This is a genomic window from Nocardiopsis sp. iso_237, from assembly GCF_056173345.1.
In genome coordinates this window covers 4,596,845-4,619,179 of sequence record NZ_CM149669.1, presented here as the reverse complement: position 1 = coordinate 4,619,179, position 22,335 = coordinate 4,596,845, and the positions used below count along the sequence as shown (strand labels likewise).

Annotated in this window: 14 protein-coding genes and 2 tRNA genes; 12 read left to right on the top strand and 4 right to left on the bottom strand. The window is 71.4% G+C overall.

Annotated features, from left to right (window positions below; genetic code table 11):
* The first annotated feature begins 379 nt into the window (after nt 1–379).
* From ppdK to AC0VYM_RS20975, 8 genes are all read left to right on the top strand, one after another.
* Nucleotides 380–3,073, top strand: a complete 2,694-nt coding sequence (gene ppdK, locus AC0VYM_RS21010) for a pyruvate, phosphate dikinase (RefSeq protein WP_475454761.1) — start codon at nt 380–382, stop codon at nt 3,071–3,073.
* A gap of 342 nt (nt 3,074–3,415) precedes the next feature.
* Nucleotides 3,416–4,501, top strand: a complete 1,086-nt coding sequence (locus tag AC0VYM_RS21005; RefSeq protein ID WP_475454759.1) for a YdcF family protein — start codon at nt 3,416–3,418, stop codon at nt 4,499–4,501.
* Between the two features lie 49 nt (nt 4,502–4,550).
* Nucleotides 4,551–5,813 (top strand): deoxyguanosinetriphosphate triphosphohydrolase, encoded by a 1,263-nt coding sequence (locus tag AC0VYM_RS21000; protein WP_475454757.1) that lies wholly within the window; start codon nt 4,551–4,553, stop codon nt 5,811–5,813.
* Between the two features lie 142 nt (nt 5,814–5,955).
* Nucleotides 5,956–6,978, top strand: a complete 1,023-nt coding sequence (locus AC0VYM_RS20995) for a LacI family DNA-binding transcriptional regulator (RefSeq protein WP_475454755.1) — start codon at nt 5,956–5,958, stop codon at nt 6,976–6,978.
* Nucleotides 6,979–7,108: 130 nt separating this feature from the next.
* Nucleotides 7,109–9,898, top strand: coding sequence for a DNA primase (gene dnaG, locus AC0VYM_RS20990; RefSeq protein WP_475454753.1), 2,790 nt, complete (start codon nt 7,109–7,111; stop codon nt 9,896–9,898).
* 79 nt (nt 9,899–9,977) lie between these two features.
* Nucleotides 9,978–11,111: an RNA polymerase sigma factor RpoD gene (rpoD, locus tag AC0VYM_RS20985; RefSeq protein WP_475454751.1), complete on the top strand. Its 1,134-nt coding sequence runs from the start codon at nt 9,978–9,980 to the stop codon at nt 11,109–11,111.
* A 116-nt stretch (nt 11,112–11,227) separates the two neighbouring features.
* The gene (locus AC0VYM_RS20980; RefSeq protein ID WP_475454749.1) at nt 11,228–12,556 is read left to right on the top strand and encodes a glycoside hydrolase family 18 protein; all 1,329 of its coding nucleotides are present in this window, start codon (nt 11,228–11,230) and stop codon (nt 12,554–12,556) included.
* 58 nt (nt 12,557–12,614) lie between these two features.
* Entirely contained in the window at nt 12,615–15,542 is a 2,928-nt protein-coding gene (locus AC0VYM_RS20975; RefSeq protein WP_475454747.1) for an FAD-binding and (Fe-S)-binding domain-containing protein, read from the top strand.
* Nucleotides 15,543–15,564: 22 nt separating this feature from the next.
* On the opposite strand, the gene AC0VYM_RS20970 is transcribed toward AC0VYM_RS20975, so the two are convergent.
* Entirely contained in the window at nt 15,565–16,110 is a 546-nt protein-coding gene (locus AC0VYM_RS20970) for a hypothetical protein (RefSeq protein WP_475454745.1), read from the bottom strand.
* 2 nt (nt 16,111–16,112) lie between these two features.
* Nucleotides 16,113–16,457 (bottom strand): hypothetical protein, encoded by a 345-nt coding sequence (locus tag AC0VYM_RS20965; RefSeq protein ID WP_475454743.1) that lies wholly within the window; start codon nt 16,455–16,457, stop codon nt 16,113–16,115.
* Nucleotides 16,458–16,615: 158 nt separating this feature from the next.
* Between AC0VYM_RS20965 and AC0VYM_RS20960 the strand changes: the two genes are divergently transcribed.
* Together AC0VYM_RS20960 and AC0VYM_RS20955 are read left to right on the top strand one after the other, a co-directional pair.
* Nucleotides 16,616–16,688 (top strand) — tRNA-Asn (locus AC0VYM_RS20960).
* A 164-nt stretch (nt 16,689–16,852) separates the two neighbouring features.
* Nucleotides 16,853–16,925, top strand: a tRNA-Asn gene (locus tag AC0VYM_RS20955).
* Nucleotides 16,926–17,044: 119 nt separating this feature from the next.
* Here AC0VYM_RS20955 and AC0VYM_RS20950 read toward each other — a convergent pair.
* On the bottom strand, nt 17,045–17,929 hold the full coding sequence (locus AC0VYM_RS20950) for an SAM-dependent methyltransferase (protein ID WP_475454742.1): 885 nt from the start codon (nt 17,927–17,929) through the stop codon (nt 17,045–17,047).
* A gap of 606 nt (nt 17,930–18,535) precedes the next feature.
* Here AC0VYM_RS20950 and AC0VYM_RS20945 point away from each other — a divergent pair.
* Nucleotides 18,536–19,237: a RibD family protein gene (locus AC0VYM_RS20945; RefSeq protein ID WP_475454741.1), complete on the top strand. Its 702-nt coding sequence runs from the start codon at nt 18,536–18,538 to the stop codon at nt 19,235–19,237.
* Entirely contained in the window at nt 19,237–19,722 is a 486-nt protein-coding gene (locus AC0VYM_RS20940) for a cytidine/deoxycytidylate deaminase family protein (protein ID WP_475454739.1), read from the top strand. Before AC0VYM_RS20945 ends, AC0VYM_RS20940 begins: the two co-directional genes overlap by 1 nt.
* Before the next feature lie 32 nt (nt 19,723–19,754).
* Here AC0VYM_RS20940 and AC0VYM_RS20935 read toward each other — a convergent pair whose 3' ends face one another.
* Entirely contained in the window at nt 19,755–22,247 is a 2,493-nt protein-coding gene (locus AC0VYM_RS20935; protein ID WP_475463150.1) for a DEAD/DEAH box helicase, read from the bottom strand.
* Nucleotides 22,248–22,335: the final 88 nt, after the last annotated feature.

Below are 22,335 nucleotides of genomic sequence, written 5' to 3'. Positions count from 1 at the left end.
TTACGGATGCGTAGGTTACTTGATGGTAATGCTGTGTCGCGCGGCACAGTGCGCTCCCGGGGGAGGGGTGGGGTAGGGGATTGGTCGTGTTCCGGTTCCGGCCCGTTCGAGCCCGGTCGGCGCCGTGGGCCGGGTGTGGTCGAGCGGCCGTGACCAGCGAAGTCACGGTCGGAGTCGCCTCGGTGTACTCGTTCTCGCGGGTGGGGGACGTGTTCTGGTCCTGGACCATTGGTATAGACCTCTTTAACCTCCATGAACAGGCACTATGTCGAAACAGGGTGGTTCATGGAGGGGCGCTTGTGCGGACTGTGGATAGGGTCGCGCCCAACAGGGGCCGACCCCACGCCGAACGGCCGCGAGAGAACGAGGGAGCACCCCCGTGACCAAGTACGTCTACAAGTTCACCGAGGGCAACAAGGACCTGAAGGACCTGCTCGGCGGCAAGGGGGCCAACCTCGCCGAGATGACCAACATCGGTCTCCCGGTTCCCCCCGGTTTCACCATCACCACGCAGGCGTGCCGTCACTACCTGGAGAACGGTGCCCTTCCCGACGGGCTCGACGCCGAGATCGAGGCCGACCTCAAGGACCTGGAGAAGGCCATGGGGCGCCGCCTCGGCCAACCCGACGACCCCCTCCTGGTGAGCGTGCGGTCCGGAGCCCGCTTCTCCATGCCCGGCATGATGGAGACCGTCCTCAACATCGGCCTCAACGACGAGTCCGTGGTCGGCCTGGCCGCGCAGGGCGGCGACGAGCGCTTCGCCTGGGACTCCTACCGGCGCCTCATCCAGATGTTCGGCCGGACCGTCCAGGACATCGACGGCGACCTGTTCGAGGAGGCCATCGACGAGCTCAAGGCCGCCAAGGGAATCACCGACGACCTCGACCTGGACGCCGCCGACTTCCGCCAGCTGGTGGAACGGTTCAAGGAGATCGTCACCGAGCAGACCGGACGCCCCTTCCCGGCCGACCCCCGCGAACAGATGAACCTCGCGGTCAGGGCCGTCTTCGACTCCTGGAACGCCCCCCGCGCCGTGCTGTACCGCCGCCAGGAGCGCATCCCCGCCGACCTCGGCACCGCCGTCAACATCTGCTCCATGGTCTTCGGCAACCTCGGCATGGACTCCGGCACCGGCGTGGCCTTCACCCGCGACCCCGCCACCGGGCAGACCGGCGTCTACGGCGACTACCTCCAGAACGCCCAGGGCGAGGACGTGGTGGCGGGCATCCGCAACACCGTCCCCCTCACCGAGCTGGAGCGGATCGACCCCCGCAGCCACGAGGAACTCCTGGGGATCATGGACACCCTGGAGAACCACTACCGCGACCTGTGCGACATCGAGTTCACCATCGAGCGCGGCAGGCTGTGGATGCTCCAGACCCGCGTGGGCAAGCGCACAGCGGCGGCCGCCTTCCGCATCGCGGACCAGCTCGTGGACCAGGGCATGATCGGCCTGGACGAGGCGGTCCAGCGCGTCACCGGCGACCAGCTCGCCCAGCTGATGTTCCCCCGCTTCGACGACGAGGCCACGGCAGGGGAGGACGTCCACCACCTCGGGCGCGGCATGAACGCCTCACCCGGGGCCGCCGTCGGCAAGGCCGTCTTCGACTCCTACACCGCCGTGAAGTGGTCGCGCAGCGGGGAGAGGGTCATCCTCTGCCGCCGCGAGACCAACCCCGACGACCTCGAGGGCATGATCGCGGCCGAGGGCATCCTCACCAGCCGGGGAGGCAAGACCTCGCACGCCGCCGTGGTCGCCCGGGGGATGGGCAAGACCTGCGTGTGCGGGGCCGAGGAACTCGACGTCGACACCAAGAACCGGCGCATGACAGCCCCGGGCGGCGAGGTGGTCGAGGAGGGCGACGTCATCTCCATCGACGGCACCAGCGGCCGGGTCTACCTCGGTGAGGTACCGGTCGTCGACTCCCCGGTGGTCCGCTACTTCGAGGGGGAGATCGACCCCGCCTCCGACCAGGCCGACGACCTCGTGCGCTCCGTGCACCGCCTCATGCACTACGTCGACGCGGCCCGCCGCCTGTACGTGCGCGCCAACGCCGACACCCCCGAGGACGCCGCCCGCGCCCGCCGCATGGGCGCCCAGGGCATCGGCCTGTGCCGCACCGAGCACATGTTCCTCGGTGACCGCCGCCAGCTGGTCGAGCGCCTCATCCTGGCCGACACCCCCGACGAACAGCAGGACTCGCTGGACGCCCTGCTGCCCCTCCAGCGGGAGGACTTCGGGGGGATCCTGGAGGCCATGGACGGGCTGCCCGTCACGGTCCGCCTCCTCGACCCGCCGCTGCACGAGTTCCTGCCCGACATCACGGAACTCTCGGTGCGCGTGGCGGTGGCCGAGGCCCGGGGCGAGAGCCACGAGAACGACCTGCGCGTCCTCCAGGCCGTACACAGGCTCCACGAGCAGAACCCGATGCTGGGGCTGCGCGGGGTACGCCTCGGGCTGGTCGTCCCGGGGCTGTTCACCATGCAGGTGCGGGCCGTCGCCCAGGCCGCTGTGGACCGGATCAGGGCGGGCGGCAGCCCCCGGCCGGAGATCATGATCCCGCTGGTGGGCACGGTGCAGGAACTGGAGATCATCCGGGACGACGCGCTGCGGGTCCTGCGCGAGGTGGGGGAGGAGAACGGCATGGAGCTGGACTTCCCGGTCGGCACCATGATCGAACTGCCCCGCGCCGCGCTCACCGCGGGGCAGATCGCCGAGCACGCCGAGTTCTTCTCCTTCGGCACCAACGACCTCACCCAGACCGTGTGGGGCTTCTCCCGTGACGACGTGGAGGCCTCCTTCTTCTCCGCCTACCTGGAGAAGGGCGTCTTCGGGGTGTCGCCGTTCGAGTCCCTGGACGTGGACGGGGTGGGCCGCCTGGTCCGCATCGCAGCCGAGGAGGGACGCGCCGCGCGGCCCGGCATCAAGCTCGGTGTGTGCGGTGAGCACGGCGGCGACCCGGCCTCGGTGCACTTCTTCCACCAGGTGGGGCTGGACTACGTCTCGTGCTCCCCGTTCCGGGTGCCGGTGGCCCGTCTGGAGGCCGGGCGGGCCGCCGGGCGCGCCGTGTAGCGGCCCACCGAACGCCCGTGGCGGCGCCCGTGTGCCAAGGGCGCCGCCACGGGCGTTCCACGGGGTCGGGGACACTAGAATCGGGCGTCACGGCCGAGGTCGACGGAAAAGTCAACCGTGACCTTTTCGTGATATATTTTCGACGTCGGTACGCTCCCGAGCACGACGCCCCGATCCCCCTCCACTCAGTCGGGGCTCCGGGTATCCACCGGCCACCCGTTCCACGTCGGCTCCCCCTTCCCGGTGTCCCCGCTCACATGGGGAGACCACGAACCCGCGGTGGGTGCCGGGCGTCCCAGTGGGGGTACCGCGTCATGATCCAAACCAAGCGGAGGTGGGCCGGTGCGAACGGCGAGTGACGGTCGCGGCGACGAGCCGTGGGACGACCCGGCCACGGCCCCCGCTGACCACGAGGCCACACAGGTCTTCTCCCGGGACGGACTGGCCGGTGCCGTCCCGGCCGCCGAGAGCACCCGGCGGTTCACCCGACCCGAACCCGGACCCACCGGCCCGGACGAGAGCACCCAGGAGTTCGGCCGCGTCGACCCGGCCGACACCGGTGACCAGGGCGCCGCCTTCACACGCAGGTTCGTCCGCGACCGGCCCCCGGCGCGCCGTGGCCGGGACCTCCCCGTGTACCCGGACACCGCCGACGGCCACGGCCACGACGTCCCGGGGGGCGGGTACGAGGACCCCCTCGACCCGCCCTTCGAGGAACCGTACGAGGAGCCGCCCGCGCGTGAGCGCGGCGGCCGACGCACCCCGCCGCCCCGGGGCCCCCGCACCCACACGCCCAGGCGTCGCAGGCGCCGCCGTTTCCGCGTGCGCTGGATCCTCGCCCTCATCCTGGTCGCCGCGCTGGCGATCCCGCCCGGCACCTGGGGGTGGGTCTGGTACACCGCGCGCCAGGACGACCGCACGCCCTCCGACGCCATCGTGGTCCTGGGCGCCAGCCAGTACAACGGCGTGCCCTCGCCCGTCTTCGAGGCCCGACTGCGCCAGGCCCAGGTCCTGTTCCTGGACGGAGTGGCACCCCACATCGTCACGGTCGGCGGCAAACAGCCCGACGACGCCTTCACCGAGGCGGCGGCGGGCCGGAACTGGCTCATCGAGGTGGGCGTCCCGGCCGACCGGGTCACCGCGGTCGAGGAGGGCAGCGACACCCTCCAGAGCTTCCAGGCCATGGAGGGGGTCTTCGAGTCCAACGGCTGGGAGACCGCCATCCTGGTCTCCGACCCCTGGCACAGCCTGCGCACCAAGGTGATGGCCGCGGACCACGGCATCGAGGCGGGCACCTCGCCCGCGCGCTCCGGACCCGCCGTCATCGAGCGCCGTACCCAGCTCTGGTACATCACGAGGGAAACCGCCTCCCTCTGGTACTACTGGATCTTCAACGACAGCAGCGACATCCGTGTCAACGCGGCCTGACCAGGGCCAATGACATGATTCGTCGTTGCCGGGAAGTAGGCTCGGGGCCATGACGACCATCCCCGGAGAGACCGTGACCCCGGAGAGCGGCACCCACGGGTACACCGCACGCGACACCGAGCGCTACTCCCAGGAGTCACGTAAGAGCAGGCGACGCGGCCCCTTCGAGAGGGACCGCGCCCGTGTCCTGCACAGCTCCGCGCTGCGTCGGCTCTCCGCCAAGACCCAGGTCGTCCAGCCCGGGGTGAGCGACTTCCCGCGCACCCGGCTGACCCACTCCCTGGAGTGCGCCCAGATCGGCCGGGAACTCGGCCAGGCCCTGGGCTGCGACCCCGACCTCGTCGAGGCCGCCTGCCTCTCCCACGACCTCGGCCACCCTCCCTTCGGCCACAACGGGGAACGCGCCCTGGACGAGGCCGCCGCCGCGTGCGGCGGTTTCGAGGGCAACGCCCAGAGCCTGCGCCTGCTCATCCGCCTGGAGGGCAAGGTCATCGACCCCGACGGCCGCAGCGCCGGGCTCAACCTCACCCGCGCCACCCTGGACGCCACCGTCAAGTACCCCTGGAGACGCGGCGAGGGCGGCGACACCCACAAGTTCAACTGCTATCCCGATGACTCCGAGGCCTTCGCCTGGCTGCGCGAGGGAGCCCCCGTCGGACGCACCTGCTTCGAGGCGCAGGTCATGGACTGGGCCGACGACGTCGCCTACTCCGTGCACGACGTCGAGGACGCCCTGCACGCCGGGCTGGTCAGCATGGCCGCCCTGCGCGACCCCGTCCAGCGCGCCGAGGTCTGCCGGATCGCCGCCGCCTTCTACTGCGACGCCGAACCGGCCGAACTCGACGAGGTGCTCGGTGACCTGCTCGCCGAACCCGTCTGGCCCACCGAGTTCACCGGGGACCTCGCCTCCCTCGCCGCCCTCAAGAACCTCACCAGCGAACTCATCGGCCGGTTCTGCCGCGCCGCCGAGGGCGCCACCCGCCGCGCCCACGGCCCCGGTCGGCTCACCCGCTACCGTGCCGACCTCGTCCTGCCGCGCCGCGCCCTCCTGGAGTGCGCCCTGCTCAAGGCGGTGGCGGCGCACTTCGTCATGTCCCGCGAGGAGGCCCGGGCCTACCAGGCCGAGGAGCGCCGCACCATCACCGAACTGGTCGCCGCCCTGTGGGGGTCGCCCGGATCCCTGGACCCCCAGTTCCGCGCCGTTTACGAGAACGCCGCCGACGACACGGCGGCCCTGCGCGTGGTCGTGGACCAGGTCGCCTCCCTCACGGACACCTCCGCCACCGCCCTGCACACGCGCCTCGTCCGCTGACACGCCCCTCACCAGGGGCGGACGAATTCATCGCGTTCACCGGTCTTGACGCGCCCCACGGGAGCGCACACACTGCTCAGTGCGCCCGGCGCCCGCGTGGCGGGCGCCCAGGAGCGCACCGGTACGAGCGAGGGACCAGGGCATGCCCCCACGGCCTGGACGCGGCCCCGTCATGAACGACGTCGCCAGGCTGGCCGGTGTCTCGCACCAGACCGTCTCCCGCGTCCTCAACGCCCACCCCGGAGTGCTCCCCGAGACCGAGGCCCGCGTACGCGCGGCCATCTCCGAACTCGGCTACCGCCGCAACTCCTCCGCGCGCGCCCTGGTCACCCGCCGCTCCGCGCTGGTCGGCGTCCTCACCACCGTCCCCGACCACCCGGACACCGTCCGCGCGGTGGTCGGGATCGAACGCGCCCTGGGCGCCACCGGCCGCACCCTGCTGTACGCCGGAGCCGCGCCCGAGGACCTGTCGGCCGTGGCCGAACGCCTGCTGGAACACGCTCCCGAGGGCTGTGTGGCCCTCGTCCCCGGCCAGGAGGGGGAGCTGGCCGCCCTCCACCACCCGCCCCCGACCGTCGTGATCGACCCCGGTGGCACCCCGCACCACCCCCTGGCGGCGGTGGGGACCGACCACCTCGGCGGCGCCCGCGCCCTCACCCGCCATCTGCTCGGGCTCGGACACCGCACCGTGCACCACGTCGCGGACGGCTCACCGGGGCACGCGGCACGGACCAGGGGATGGCGCGCCGCCCTGGCGGAGGCCGGGGCACCGGTCCCCGTGCCCGAGCTCTCCGCCCGGACCGGCCCCGACGCCGGTCACGCCGCCGGACTCGCACTCGCGACCCGGCGCGCGGAGGGGGAGGAGGTCACCGCGGTGCTCGCCGCCGACGACCTCGTCGCCCTCGGCGTTCTGCGCGCCCTCGCGGAGTCCGGCCTGCGCGTTCCCGGGCAGGTCAGCGTCGCCGGGTTCGGTGACCGCCCGGAGGCGGCCCACCTCGTCCCCGCGTTGACCACCGCCACCGGCGACCCCGCCGAGGTGGGCGAGGCCGCCGTGGGTCTGCTCCTGGACCTGCTCGACGGTCGCGGAACCGCCGCGCCACTGCGGGTCCCGGCCCGCCTGCGCGTGCGCCACAGCACCGGACCGCCACCCCTGCGCCGACGCTGAAGCCCGGCGCCGGGCCCCGCGATGATCACCGTCACTCCGAACGGCCGGACCACCCGCGAACGGGTGACTTGGGAGACCCGCCCTGTGGACGGTGGTCGGAACGTCCCGGGGGAGAACTACCCTGAAAACCGTGGCAGGCCGGATCAAAGACGAAGACATCGCCCTCGTACGCGAGCGCACACCCATCGCTGACGTGATCGGTGAGTACCTCCAGCTGCGCAATGCCGGAGGTGGCTCGCTCAAGGGGCTCTGCCCCTTCCACGACGAGAAGTCCCCCTCCTTCAACGTCACCCCCGCCAAGAACCTCTTCTACTGTCTGGCGGGGGAGACCCGGGTGCTGACCCGGGACGGGGTCAGGCCCATCCGGGAGCTGGCCGGGGGCAGACACACGATCCTCACCAGGAGTGCCACCTGGGTGGAGGCTCCCTTCTACTCCTTCGGTGAGCAGCGGCTGATGCGGCTCACCCTCAGCAGGAACGGCCAGCACAAGGAGATCCACGCCACCCCCGAGCACCGGTGGTTCGTGCAGTCCGGCAAGGACCGGTCGGAGGTGCGTGAGGTCACCACCGAGGAACTGCGCCCCGAGCACCGGCTCGCCCACGTCTTCCCGCCGAACAAGGTCACCCGGACCACGCCCTCGCCGTTCGGTATCGCGCACGGGATCACCTTCGGTGACGGCACCCGCCACGGGCGCGGCAGCATGGCCCAACTGGACGTGGAGAAGGACCCCGCGCTGCTCAAGTGGTTCCCCAACAGTGAGACGTCGCAGAGCGGTCGCCAGATCCTTGTCCACCACCTGCCCGGGCACTTCAAGGACCTGCCGTCATTGGAGGAGTCCCACAGCTACCTCTACGGGTGGCTCGCCGGGTACCTTGCCGCCGACGGTCACGTCGCCAAGGACGGAACGGTCCTGCTCAACTGCGCGGACCGCTCCGTGCTGGAGCACGTCCGCGCGGTCGCGACCAGGCTCGGGATCGGCACCTACGGCATCACCGAGCAGGTACGCGAGGGATTTCCCGGCCGGGAGCCCTCCTCGATCTTCCGGGTGCACCTCGTCAACGAGGACCTGACCGAGGAGTTCCTCCTTCACGAGGAGCACCGTCTGCGCTTCACGAGTGCGGAGAAGAAGTTCGCCCGCAGGGGCTGGACCGTGCGCTCGGTGGAGGACACCGACCGGTTCGAGGAGGTCTTCTGCGCTGTTGTGGACAACGGTCACGCCTTCGTCCTGGAAGACAACATCCTCACCGGAAACTGCTTCGGTTGCGGGGAGGGCGGGGACGTCATCTCCTTCGTGCAGCGGATCGACAGCCTCAGCTTCGCGGAGGCGGTCGAGTCCCTGGCGCGACAGACCGGGATCGTCCTGCGGTACGAGGAGGGCGGGCGCAGCACCCCGCGCAGGGACGAGGGCAAGCGGCAGCGCATGCTGGACGCGCACCGGGCGGCGGCCCAGTTCTACTCCGAACAGCTCCTGTCACCCGGGGCGGTCGCCGCGCGGCGGTTCCTGGGGGAGCGCGGGTTCAACCGGGTGCACGCCGAGCAGTTCGGGCTGGGGTTCGCTCCCGGAGGCTGGCAGAACCTCACCGACCATTTGCGGCAGAAGGGGTTCACCGACGCCGAGATCATCGAGGGCGGCCTGGCCAGCCAGGGGCGGCGCGGGGCCTACGACCGGTTCCGCAACCGCCTGCTCTGGCCGGTACGGGAGGTGACCGGCGAGGTCGTCGGGTTCGGGGCGCGCAAGCTCGACCCCGAGGAGGACGGCCCCAAGTACCTCAACTCCCCGGAGAGCCCCATCTTCCACAAGGGGCGTCTCCTCTACGGCCTGGACCTCGCCAAGCGGGAGATCTCCCGGCAGGGCAAGGCGGTCATCGTCGAGGGCTACACCGACGTCATGGCCTGCCACGAGGCCGGTGTGACGACGGCGGTCGCCACCTGCGGCACCTCCTTCGGTGAGGACCACCTCAAGATCCTGCGCCGGATGCTGCACGGGCGGCCCAACCACGAGACCCGGGTCGTGTTCACCTTCGACGGCGACAAGGCCGGGCAGAAGGCGGCCGTGCGGGCCTTCGCGGAGGAGCACGGGTTCTCCTCCGAGACCTTCGTGGCCGTCCAGCCCGACGGGCTCGACCCCTGCGACCTGCGTCTCCAGAACGGACCCCAGGCGGTGGTCGACCTCGTGGAGGACGCCACCCCGCTGTACGAGTTCATGGTCCGCAAGACCTTCGAGAATTACGACCTGTCCACGGTGGAGGGCCGGATCGCCGCCCTGGACGCCGCCGCGCCGGTGGTGGCCAGCATCCGCAACGCGGGCACCCGGGAGGCCTACGCCAAGAACCTGGACCGCTGGCTCGGGTTCCTGGACGAGGCCTTCGTGGTGCGCCGCGTCCGCCAGCACATGCGCCAGGGCGGGGCCCGGCCCGCGCCCCGGGCGCCGGTGCCCACCCCCGACGCCCAGAGCGCCCCCTACGACCTGCGCGACCCGTCGGTGCAGCGGGAGCGGGAGGCCCTCAAGATCGCGGTCAAGCTCCCCAACCTGGCCCGGGGCTTCGACACCCTCACGGACGAGGACTTCACCGTTCCCCAGCACCGCGCGGTGCTCCAGCTCATCCGGCAGCAGGGCGGCATCGCCGCGGTGGGCGATCCCGAGACGTGGGCGCTGACTCTGCGGGACGCCGCTCCCAATGACGCACAACGCGATTTCGTCACGCGCCTGGGTGTAGAGGAGATCAAGTTCTATGGAGAACTCGACGAGCATTTCGCCCAGCAAATCCTGAGCACAATCAGGACTCATTCCATCAACCGGAGGGAGTCAAACCTCAAATCCGAGCTGCACCGGATTGACCAGGTCGCCCAGCCGGAGGAATACAACCGGGTCTTCGTCGAACTCATGCAGCTCGGCCAGCAGAAACGCGCTCTCCAGTAGTCGGTTCACAGCGGTATGTAGCACCGGGGTGACAATAGTAGTTCTCCTAATGCGGTAGGTGTCCGGGCACAATGAAGTGGTGCCTCCCACAGTTGTGACCAACGAAATTCCGCCCGTCCGCCAGGTCGTTCCGCTCCTCCCCGACTCCGGCCGGGGAACGGTGAGTCGTGGGGAGGTCGCGTCGGCGTTGGAACGCCTCGACGCGCCGCCCGACTCCCTGGACCAGACCATCAGCGAGCTCGCGCACGCCGGGGTCGACGTGGCCGAGCCGCCCGAGGAGGCGGTCCTGGTCACCGACCCGGGTCGCCGCTCCGGTTCGGACCTGGTCCGCATGTACCTGCGCGAGATCGGCCGGGTCCCGCTCCTGACCGCACAGGAGGAGGTGGACCTGGCCAAGGCCGTCGAGGCGGGCCTGTACGCGCAGCGCCACGAGCCGGCGCCGGGACACTGCGCGACCGACGAACTCGCCGTCCTGGTGGAGGAGGGCCGACGGGCCAAGCGGCGGCTGATCGAGTCCAACCTGCGCCTGGTCGTCTCCATCGCCAAGCGCTACATGGGGCGCGGGCTCCTGTTCCTGGACCTCATCCAGGAGGGCAACCTCGGCCTCATCCGGGCGGTGGAGAAGTTCGACTACGCCAAGGGCTTCAAGTTCTCCACCTACGCCACCTGGTGGATCCGCCAGGCCATCACCCGGGCCATCGCGGACCAGGCCCGCACCATCCGTATCCCGGTGCACATGGTCGAGACCATCAACAAACTCGTCCGGGTCCAGCACCAGCTGCACCAACAGCTGGGGCGCGAGCCCAGCGTCGCCGAGATCTCCGCCGCCGCCGGGTTCGTCGGAGAGCGCGTCCTGGAGATCCAGCGGATCGCCCGCGAACCCGTCTCCCTCCAGGCGCCCATCGGTGAGGAGGAGTCCGATTTCGGTGACTTCATCGAGGACTCCGACGCGGTCACGCCGGTCGAGGCGGCCGCGTTCACCCTGCTCCAGGAACAGCTGCGGGTCCTGCTGGGCGACCTCTCCGATCGCGAGAGGCGGATCATCCGGCTGCGCTTCGGTCTGGCCGACGGCCAGCCGCGCACCCTGGAGGAGGTCGGCCGCGAGTTCGGGGTCACCCGGGAGCGCATCCGCCAGATCGAGGCCAAGACCCTCGCCAAGCTCCGCCACCCCTCGCGCGCGGGCACCCTGAAGGACTTCCTGCACAGCGGCTGAGCCACCTTCAACGTCCGGGACCCACCGTGGGTTCCCCCGGACCGTGGAACGGCCTCATCTGGCCGACATGGGACGAACACCCGGCCCGCGCCCCTCCGTGCCCCTACGGTCGAGGTGTGAACGCCTCGCCGCCCCCGTCCGAGTCCCGGTCGCCCCTCGGACGGCGTCCGCTGCTGGTGCTGGGCGCGGCCGCCACCGCCGTCGTCCTGCTCGCGGGGGCCGCCGTCGTCCTCAGGAACCAACGCGAACCCGAGCGGATCGGGTACTTCGCGGACTGGAACGTGGCCAACCGGGGCTACACGGTCAACGAACTCCGCAGGAGCGGGGCCCCGGCCGACCTCACCCGGATCATGTGGGCCTTCGGCAGCATCGACGACGACGGCCTGTGCCACATCCCCGAGGGCCGCCACGACCAGCCCTGGGAGCTCTACCAACGGCGCTACGCGGCCGACGAGAGCGTGAACGGGCGGGCCGACGAGTACGAGCAGGAGCTCGCGGGCGGCCTCAACCAGCTGCGCCAGCTCCGGGGGGAGTACCAGGACCTGGGCGCCAGCCTGTCCCTGGGCGGCTGGAACTGGTCGGTGAACTTCTCCACCGCCGCGCGCACCGAGGAGTCCCGGGAGGCCTTCGTCGCCTCCTGCCTCGACCTGTGGCTGCGCGGGAACCTTCCGGTGCGCGGTGACGAGCCCCAGGGCGGCGAGGGCGTCGGCGCGGGTGTCTTCGACGGCATCGACCTGGACTGGGAGTGGCCGGGCGGGCAGGGCAACGCCGACAACGTGGTGCACGCCGACGACCCCGCCAACTTCACGCTGCTGGCCGCCGAGTTCCGTCGCCAGATGGACGCCCTCTCCCGGGAGACCGGGGAGGACTACGTGCTGTCCGCCTCCCTGCCCGGAGGGTCGGAGCACGCCGAGGTCTACGAACCCGAGCTGTTCGACCACGTCGACTTCGCCACGGTGCAGGGGTACGACTTCTCCGGTCCCTGGAGCGCGTACACCGCCCACCACTCCAACCTGTACACCCCCGACCACGACGAACAGGCCAACAGCGTGGACCAGGCGGTCCGGCGCTACCTGGACCTGGGCGCCGACCCCGGGCAGATCGTGATGGGCGTCCCGGCCTTCGGCCGCGGTTGGCAGGGGGTCCCGGCGCAGGACGACGGCCGCGGCCAGTTGGCCGAACGGGCGGCCGACGACGACTACGACGGCCCCACCCGCCCCTTCGACCAGCTGGAGGAGATGGACGGGCGCCGCTTCCTGGACGAGGAGTCCGGCGCCTACTGGGTCTACGACGGCGACGAGTGGTGGACCTACGACAACCCCGAGGTGATCGGGCTCAAGGGCGACTACGTCCGCGAGCACGGCCTCGCCGGGATGATGGTGTGGAACCTCGACATGGATCCCGACGGCACGCTGGTCCGCGCCATGCGCGAGTCCCTGGACTGAGCGCACCGCGCCGCGCGCCGAGGTTGCCACCCCACACCGCCCGCGCCACGCTGAGGGCATGGCCGATCCGCACAGCACCACCCCACACCCGGTCCTTCCCGCACTCCGCCGCGACCTGGAGGAGGGAGTCCGGGGCACCGTCGCCCTGGACGCGGGCACGCTCGCCCTCTACACCTCCGACGCCTCGAACTACCGGCGCGTCCCACTCGCCGTGGTCATCCCCGAGACCGTCGACGACTGCGTGGCCGCCGTCCGAGCGTGCGCCGCGCACCGGGTGCCGATCATCCCGCGCGGCGGCGGCACCTCCATCGCCGGGAACGCCATCGGCACCGGCGTGGTCATCGACACCTCACGCCACCTGCGCGGCATCCTCGACATCGACCCGGAAGCACGCACCGCCACGGTCCAGCCCGGGGTCATCCTCGACGACCTGCGCGCCGCCACCGCCGAACACGGGCTCACCTTCGCGCCGGACCCCTCCACCCACAGCCGCTGCACCATCGGCGGCATGATCGGCAACAACGCCTGCGGCTCCCACTCGGTGGCCTGGGGCACGACCGCCGACAACGTGGTCTCCCTCGACCTGCTGCTCTCCGACGGCACCCGGATCACCGTCGGCTCCGAGCACACCGAGGCGGAGTTCGAGGAACTGGCCGCCCGCCCCGGACGCGAGGGGGAGATCCACGCGGCGCTGGCCCGCCTCGTCGAGGCGCACCGCGCGGAGATGCGCACCGCCATGCCCGAGTTCCGGCGCCGCGTCTCCGGCTACGCCATCGACCGCCTGCTGCCGGAGAAGGGCCGCGACGTCGCCGCCTCCCTGGTGGGCACCGAGGGCACCTGCGCCCTGGTCGTGGGCGCCACCGTGCGCCTGGTCGAGTCGCCCCCGGCCCGCGCCCTGGCGGTCCTGGGCTACGACGACGCCCCCTCGGCCGCCGACGCCGTGCCCGGGCTGCTGGAGCACTCGCCCCTCACGGTCGAGGGCATCAACGACCGCATCGTGGCGGCCCTGGACCGCCACGGGTCGAAGTCACGGGTGCCGCTGCCGCTCGGCCACGCCTGGCTGCTGGTGGAGATCGCGGGCGCGACACCGGACGAGGCGGCCGCCGCCGCGCGGACGATGATCGACTCCCTGGGCGAGGGCACCCGCCCGCGCGACTCCGCCGTGGTCACCGACACCGCCCACCAGAAGGCGCTCTGGCGCATCCGCGAGGAGGGCGCCGGACTCACCTCGCGCACCCCCACCGGGGCCGAGGCGTGGTCGGGCTGGGAGGACGCCGCGGTCCCGCCGGAGAACCTCGGTGACTACCTGCGCGACTTCGAGGCACTGATGGCCCGCCACGACCGCTACGGGGTCGTCTACGGGCACTTCGGTGACGGCTGCCTGCACGTGCGCATCGACTTCGAGCTCACGCACGAGCGCGGACGCCGCGAGTACCGGGCCTTCATGGAGGAGGCCGCCGGGATCGTGGTGCGGCACGGGGGATCGCTCTCCGGCGAGCACGGTGACGGCCAGGCGCGCTCGGAGCTCCTCTCCCGCATGTACCCGAAGGGCCTCATCCGCGCCTTCGGTGAGTTCAAGCGGGCCTGGGACCCCGACAACCTGATGAACCCGGGCATCATCGTCGACCCGCTCCCACTGGACGCCGACATCCGGGTCGCCACCGACGTCCGCCCGGAACTTCCGCTGCTGTCCCAGACCACCCTGGCCTACGGGGAGGACGACGGGGACTTCGCCAAGGCGCTGCGCCGCTGCTCGGGGGTGGGCAAGTGCCGCCGCCAGAGCGGTCCGGGGGTGATGTGCCCCAGCTACCAGGTGACCCAGGAGGAGAAGCACTCCACGCGCGGCCGCGCCCACCTGCTGTTCGAGATGGCCAACGGCGAGGTGATCACGGACGGGTGGCGCTCGGAGGAGGTCCGGGAGTCCCTGGACCTGTGCCTGTCCTGCAAGGGGTGCCTGAGCGACTGCCCCGTCAACGTGGACATGGCCTCCTACAAGTCCGAGTTCCTGCACCAGCACTACAAGGGGCGGATCCGCCCGGCCGCGCACTACTCGATGGGCTGGCTGCCGGTCCTGGCCCGCCTGGCCTCCCTGGCCCCGATGGAGGCCAACCGGGCGGTCCGCCTGCCCGGGGTGTCCTCGCTGGCCAAGCGGATGGCCGGGGTGGCCGCCGAACGCGACCTCCCCGCCTTCGCCCCGACCACGTTCACCCGCGCCCACCGGCGCCGTCTCAACCGGGGCGAGGGCCGCGCGGGCGGTCCCAAGGTGGTGCTGTGGCCGGACACCTTCGGCAACCTGTTCAACCCGAACGTCCTGGTCTCGGCCGTCCGTGTGCTGGAGGACGCCGGGTTCTCCGTGGTGCTGCCCAAGGGGCAGGTCTGCTGCGGACTCACCTGGGTCTCCACCGGGCAGCTGGACGTGGCCCGGGCGGTGATGCGCCGCGCGGTGGCCGCCTTGGCGCCGCTGGTGTCCCAGGGGCTTCCCGTGGTCGGCCTGGAGCCGAGCTGCACCGCCGCGCTCAAGCACGACCTCGTGGAGCTGCTGCCGGGGGAGGAGAGCTCACGGGTCGCGGCCGCCGTGCACACCTTCGCCGGGTTCCTCAACGAGCACGCCCCGGAGTGGCGGCCGCCGCGCGTGGACGCCTCGGCTCTGGCGCAGGTGCACTGCCACCAGCACGCCGTGTCCGGGTTCGACGCGGACCGGGAGCTGATTGCCCGCGCCGGGATCGACGGCGAGGTGCTGGACTCGGGCTGCTGTGGTCTGGCGGGCGACTTCGGCTTCACCGAGGGGCACTACGAGGTGTCCTCGGCCATCGGTGAGCGCGAGCTCCTGCCCCGGGTGCGCGCGGCCGCGCCCGAGACCCTGGTGCTCGCGGACGGCTACAGCTGCCGCACCCAGATCGAGCAGGGGACCGGGCGCCGGGCCCTGCACCTGGCCGAGGCGCTCGCGCTGGGCCTGGACCGCGGGGACCGGGCCCAGCGCGACTGACGCGTACGGGTACGCGGTGGGCTCACACGCCCATCTGTTCGTGGAGGAGGGCCAGGGCCCGGGAGACGGCGTCGGTCAGGCGCGGGTCCTCGGGGTCCAGGTCCTCGCCCAGGTGCACCCGCCAGTCGATCTCACTGCCCAGGGGCGCGCGCCGGGCCACGAGCCGGAAACCGGTGGCGGACTCGGCGTTGGGGAAGGGGACGAAGCGGTTCACCAGGATGGTGGAGGTGACCCGTTCGGCGACGGTCTCGGCGATCCGCCGGTAGTCCACCGGGTCGCCGGTGAGTTCGGTGCGCAGCCGCACGGTGTGCTCGCCCACCCCCTCCTCGACGAACGTGAGCGTGTCCGGGCTCCACCGGGCCCGGTCGATGTCCTGCCAGGGCACGCTGCGCCCGTCGGGCAGGTACAGGGCCCGGGTGGTCGCCACCAGCACGGCGGCGGTCCCGGAGCCCTCGGCGGCGGGGGCGCTCCCCGCCGGGGCGGCGACCCGGGCCTGGGAGAGCACCCGCTCGCCGCGCTCCAGTCGGGAACGTATGTCCTCGGGGACGTTCTGGCCGAACAGTGCCATCCTCAGACGTCCCGGCCCTCGGCCCCGCCGCCGTTGGCGCCGGTCCCGGGGCGGGTGCCGTTGGACGGGCTGGTCTCCCACTCGACGAGTTCGATCTCCTCTTCGGTGGGTCGCGCCAGGAAGTCGCGCACGGAGGTGATGGGCATCTTGTCGACGGCCTTGTCGTAGACGGCGCGGCCCGCCCTGCTGGTCTGCGCGCCGACGACCCCGGCCACCTCCTGGACCAGGGGGCTGTCGGCCACCTTGCGTGCGGTGCGGGCGAGCTGCTCGTAGCGGGCCCGGCCCGCCTTGGCGCCCAGCACGTATCCGATGGCGAGTCCGGCGACGAACGTGATCCGGTAGCGCATGGGTTCCTCTTTACGGCCTTGGTGACGGTCGGCGTGGTCCGTGCCCCGACGTTACCCGGTCGTGCCGCGGGCCACACGGGCCGACACCGGTCACGAGCACTCCCGAAGCGCGCTAGTCTGTTCATGTCGACGAGGCCGCAGGCCCCGGAGGCACGCGATCCCGCGTAGCTCAATCGGCAGAGCAGCCGGCTGTTAACCGGCAGGTTACTGGTTCGAGTCCAGTCGCGGGAGCGTTGGAGGAAGGCCCATCGGAGGAGTCCGGTGGGCCTTCGTCGTGTGCGTCCCTCCGGCGTCGCGGAAGCTGCGCCGAGGTCCGGGAAAACGTCACGAGCACCCTTGCGGACGCGCTAGGATTGGTGCTGTCGCCAAGGCCGCAGGGCCTGGGGGAGACGCGATCCCGCGTAGCTCAATCGGCAGAGCAGCCGGCTGTTAACCGGCAGGTTACTGGTTCGAGTCCAGTCGCGGGAGCGTTGGAGGAAGGCCCATCGGAGGAGTCCGGTGGGCCTTCGTCGTGTGGGTGGACGCGGGCGACCCCCGCCCGCTGCCGGGCCCGTGGGCTCCAACGCGGGGACGAGGGTGGACCGTACTCAGACGCGTCCCACGCCGCCGATGATCAGTTGCCGGTTGCGGTGCGGCATCTGGTAGCTCCCCGGGATGGGGGGAGCGACCGGCAGGGTCCGCCACTTCTGGGCCTGGAGCAGGCCCGGAGGCACCGACTCCCAGCCGTCGAAGAGCGAGGCGACGTCGGCTTCGTCGCGCCAGTACCCGTGCCCGAGCTGCTCGGTGAACAGCTGCTGGAGCTGGTCGGCCCGGAGTGCGTCCTTGGGGTGGCGGACGGGGTCGGGGCGACAGTAGTGGCTGAGGACCATGTGGCTGCCGGGAGCCAGGGCATCGCGGAGCTCCGCGACGCCGCGAGCGGCCGCGTCGAGGTCGCCCAGGTGCGAGACCACCCCGGTGAGCAGGAGGCCGACCGGCCGGTCCAGGTCGAGGAGGCTCGTCTCCGGGTCGCGGAGGAGGCTCGGGACGTCCTCCAGCCCGCCGCGCACGGCGGTGGTGGTGCGGCCGTCGCGGATCAGGGCCAGGTGGTGGGCGAGCACCACGGGGTCGTGGCTGGCGTAGACGACCCGGGCGTCGGGGACGCTCTCGTGCGCGATCTCGTGCGGATCCCCCGGAGCGGGCATGCCCGCACCCACCTGGAGGAACTGACGGATGCCCAGATCGGCGGAGAGGTGACGCACCGCCCGCTGGAGGAAGGCGCGTTCCCCCAGGACGAGGTCGACGAACCCGGCCGCGGTGTTCTCGGCCTTCGCCGCCAGGTCCCGGTCCACCTGGAAGTGGTCCTTGCCCTTGAGGTGGAAGGAGTGGAGCCGGTGGATGTTGGCCCTGGCCAGGTTGACGGGCGGCGGGGGCTTGGCCCGGACGTGATTGTCCCCCGCCTGCCTCAGGAAGTCGGGGGAGGTGAAACGAGACATCGCCGTCCTCTTGTCTGAGGTGGGGAAGTGCGGTCGACTCCCAAGATTGGGATGACCCCTCGCGGGGTCGCGTCAAAGGATTCTATTCCGCGTTGGCGCGGTTGTTAACAGAGTCCACGATACAGGTGGTAAAAATCGTCGCCCGGGCTCGTCCTTGGAGGTGTGGACGTCACACGTTAAGACGGGCTTGCGTGAACTTGCGCTTATACACCTAATGTCCATTTTGCGAGGAATGGGGGTGGGGTCGTGTCTCCTTCGCCCCGGACACCCGCCGCGGAGGGAGCCGCATCCCCCTTCCCTCAGGCCTCACCGGGACCTCCGCCGCCGCCGTTCCGGCCCCCACGCGTCCGGCCGCTCCGCGTGGGTGGTGCCCGAAGGGCCCGGGTCATCGGTCCCGAACGGTTCGGGCGTGAAATCGGGCGGTGCCACTATTGGAAAGGCGGTGGACAATTTCCCTAACGCCCCCGCCTGCCTGCGAGAATCCACTGAAGCGCCGTTAGGTCATTCGTCGTCCCCAGTCGAGGGAAGCGTCGGGAAAGGGGGTGCTCGGGGAAGGGGGCGCGCATCCTCGGAGCCCGGCTCCCCGACCCCCGTTAACCTGGTGCCATGGACCGTCCCCACACCATCCTGAGCTGCGCGATGTCGATCGACGGACGCATCGACGACACCAGCCCCGAACGCCTCCGCCTGTCCAACGAGGCCGACTTCGCCGAGATCGACGAACTGCGCGCCGGGTGCGACGCCATCCTGGTCGGCGCGGGCACCCTGCGGGCCGACGACCCGCGCCTCCTCGTGCGCTCACCGGTCCTGAGGGAACGCCGACGCGCACAGGGGCGCACCGAGAACCTGCTCAAGGCCGTGGTCACCCGGAGCGGCGGCGTGGACCCCGGCGCACGCCTCTTCTCCACCGGGGACGCTGGCGCGGTCGTCTACACGGGCGGTGCCGGGGTGGCCACCGCCACCCGCCTCCTGGCCGGACGCCCCGACACCGATCCGCCCGCCGAGGTCGTAGACGCCGGTGAGCCGCCCACCGCCGAGGCGATCCTGGCCGACCTCGCGGCGCGCGGTGTCTCCCGCCTGCTGGTCGAGGGCGGCGGCCACATCCACACCCTCTTCCTCACGTCGGGGCTGGTCGACGAGCTCCGGCTCGCGGTCGCCCCGTTCCTGGTGGGGGAGGAGGACGCCCCGCGCTTCGTCATGCCGGGCGCCTACCCCTACACCCCCGGGTCGCCCATGCGCCTCGTGGAGGCCCGCGCCCTCGGAGAGATCGCGGTGCTCCGGTACGTCCTCGGCCCAGGGGAGCGGTGATGGAACGGAACGGGACCACGGGCGGACCGGCGCCGGAGGAGGGTGCGGCCGACGCGTTCTGGCTCGCGGAGACGGTGCGGCTGTCCCGCTCCTGCCCGCCCTCGACCACCGCCTACTCGGTGGGGGCCGTCGTGGTGGCCGAGGACGGTCTGGTCCTCGGTGCGGGGTACTCCCGCCGCGACGACCCGCACGACCACGCCGAGGAGGTCGCGCTGCGCGGGATCGACCCCGAGGACCCGCGCCTGGCCGGGGCGACCGTCTACTCGTCCCTGGAACCGTGCAGCTCCCGCGCCTCGCGGCCGCGCTCGTGCACGGAGCTCATCCTGGCCACACCCGTGCGACGGGTGGTCCTGGCCTGGCGCGAACCGGCGCTGTTCGTGGACTGCGACGGCGCCGAGCGGTTGGCCGCCGCGGGGGTCACCGTGGTCGAACGCCCCGACCTCGCGGAGGGCGTCCGCGAGGTCAACGCCCACCTGCTCGGCTGAGGGGGACCTCCCGCGCGGAGGTCCCCGCCCGTCTACAGCCGGTTCACGTCCGTCACGTGCACCACGGCTCGGCCCTCGGCGTTGGACGCGGCCAGGTCGACCTCGGCGCTGATGCCCCAGTCGTGGTCACCGGCCGGGTCCGCGAGGATCTGCCGCACCCGCCACATGTCGTCCTCCTCCTCGATGAGGAGCATCTTCGGGCCGCGCGCGTCCGGGCCCGTGCCGATCTGGTCGTGTTCGGCGTAGTACGCCTCCACGGCCTCGGCCCACTCCTCGCCGCTCCACTCGTCGTCCTCGGACAGCTTGCCGAGGTCGCCGTAGCGCCGACGGGAGGCCAGCTCCACGCGGCGGAACATCTCGTTGCGGACCAGGACCCGGAAGGCGCGGGCGTTGGAGGTGACCGGGCGGACCCTCTCCTCGGCCTCGGCGGTCTCGCCCTCGGCCTCCTCCTCGGGGTTGGTGAGCTGCTCCCACTCGTCCAGCAGGCTGGAGTCCACCTGGCGCACCAGCTCGCCCAGCCACTCGATGAGGTCCCGCAGCTCCTCGGTCTTGGAGTCGTCCGGCACCGTCTGGTTGAGGGCCTTGTAGGCGCTGGCCAGGTACCGCAGCACGAGACCCTCGGAGCGGGCCAGCTCGTAGTAGCCGACGTACTCCACGAAGTTCATCGCCCGCTCGTACATGTCGCGGGCCACGGTCTTGGGCCGCAGCGGGTGGTCGCCCACCCACGGGTGGCCGCGCCGGTAGACCTCGTACGCGTGGTCGAGGAGCTCCTCCAGCGGCTTGGGGTAGTCGATCTCCTCCAGCCGCTCCATGCGCTCGTCGTACTCGATGCCGTCCATCTTCATCTGCTGGACGGCCTCGCCCCGGGCCTTGTTGAGCTGGGCGCCGAGGATCTGACGCGGGTCGTCCAGCGTGGACTCCACCACGGTGAGGGCGTCCAGCGGGTACGTCGGGGACTCGGTGTCCAGCAGCTCCAGCGCGGCCAGGGCGAACGTGGACAGCGGCTGGTTGAGGGCGAAGTCGGCCTGGAGGTCCACGGTGAGCCGGGCCGTGCGGCCCTGGCCGTCCGGTTCGGGCAGGGCCTCGACGATCCCGCCGTCCAGCAGCGACCGGTAGATGGCGATCGCCTCACGGATGTGCCGCCGCTGCGACTTGCGGTCGTCGTGGTTCTCGGTGAGCAGGTGCTTCATGGCGGCGAAGCAGTTGCCCGGCCGCGCGATGACGCTCAGCAGCATCGCGTTACTCACCCGGAAGCGCGAGTTCAACGGCTCGGGGTCGGCGTCGATCAGCTTGCGGAAGGTGGCCTCGTCCCACGAGACGAACCCCTCGGGGGCCTTCTTGCGCACCACCTTGCGCCGCTTCTTGCTGTCGTCGCCCGCCTTGGCCAGCGCCTTCTCGTTCTCGATGACGTGCTCGGGGGCCTGGGCGACCACGTTGCCGACCGTGTCGAACCCCGCCCGCCCGGCGCGGCCGGCGATCTGGTGGAACTCTCGTGCGCGCAGCCTGCGCACGCGGACGCCGTCGTACTTGCTCAGGGCGGTGAACAGCACCGTGCGGATGGGCACGTTCACGCCCACCCCCAGGGTGTCGGTGCCGCAGATGACCTTGAGCAGCCCGGCCTGGGCCAGCCGCTCCACGAGGCGCCGGTACTTGGGCAGCATCCCCGCGTGGTGCACGCCGATGCCGTGCCGCACGTAGCGGGACAGGTTGCGGCCGAACTTGGTGGTGAAGCGGAAGTTGCCGATTTCGTCGGCGATCCGCGCCTTCTCCTCCTTGGTGCACATGTTGATGCTGGTCAACGACTGTGCGCGCTCGATCGCCTGCGCCTGGGTGAAGTGCACGATGTACACGGGCGCGTCCCCGTTGCCGAGGAGCTCCTCCAGGGTCTCGTGCAGGGGGGTGGTCCGGTAGTCGTAGTAGAGGGGGACGGGGCGCTCGGCTGAGGTGACCACGGCGGTCGACCGGCCCGTGCGCTTCTCCAGGTCCTCCTCGAACCGGCTGACGTCCCCGAGGGTGGCCGACATCAGCAGGAACTGCGCCTGGGGCATCTCCAGCAGGGGCACCTGCCAGGCCCAGCCCCGGTCGGGTTCGGCGTAGAAGTGGAACTCGTCCATCACGACGGTGTTGATGTCGGCGTCGCGGCCCTCGGCCAGGGCGATCTGGGCGAGGACCTCCGCCGTGCAGCACACGATGGGCGCGTCGGCGTTGACGCTGGCGTCACCGGTCATCATGCCGACGTTCTCGGTGCCGAAGATCTTGCACAGGTCGAAGAACTTCTCCGACACCAGCGCCTTGATGGGCGCGGTGTAGAACGCGCACTCGTTCCGTGCCAGGGCGGCGAAGAGCGCGCCCGTGGCGACCATGCTCTTGCCGGAGCCGGTGGGGGTGTTGAGGATGACGTTCGACCCGGAGACGACCTCGATAAGGGCCTCCTCCTGGTGCGGGTAGAGGGTGAGGCCCCGCTCCTCGGCCCACAAAGCGAACGCCTCGAAGAGGGAGTCGGGTTCTGGTTCGGCCGGAAGCACATCAATGAGACTCACGGTCTCTATACTGCCCGCTCCCCGACCCCCTTCGGGACACGGCGGGGTGTTCGTCCCCTCACCGGCGCCCGCA

Coding starts and splice junctions, on each gene's coding strand:
- AC0VYM_RS21000 (WP_475454757.1), top strand. CDS start 4,551: ATGACGACCATCCCCGGAGAGACCGTGACCCCGGAGAGCGGCACCCAC.
- AC0VYM_RS20995 (WP_475454755.1), top strand. CDS start 5,956: ATGCCCCCACGGCCTGGACGCGGCCCCGTCATGAACGACGTCGCCAGG.
- AC0VYM_RS20975 (WP_475454747.1), top strand. CDS start 12,615: ATGGCCGATCCGCACAGCACCACCCCACACCCGGTCCTTCCCGCACTC.
- AC0VYM_RS20970 (WP_475454745.1), bottom strand. CDS start 16,110: ATGGCACTGTTCGGCCAGAACGTCCCCGAGGACATACGTTCCCGACTG.
- AC0VYM_RS20965 (WP_475454743.1), bottom strand. CDS start 16,457: ATGCGCTACCGGATCACGTTCGTCGCCGGACTCGCCATCGGATACGTG.
- AC0VYM_RS20950 (WP_475454742.1), bottom strand. CDS start 17,929: ATGTCTCGTTTCACCTCCCCCGACTTCCTGAGGCAGGCGGGGGACAAT.
- AC0VYM_RS20945 (WP_475454741.1), top strand. CDS start 18,536: ATGGACCGTCCCCACACCATCCTGAGCTGCGCGATGTCGATCGACGGA.
- AC0VYM_RS20940 (WP_475454739.1), top strand. CDS start 19,237: ATGGAACGGAACGGGACCACGGGCGGACCGGCGCCGGAGGAGGGTGCG.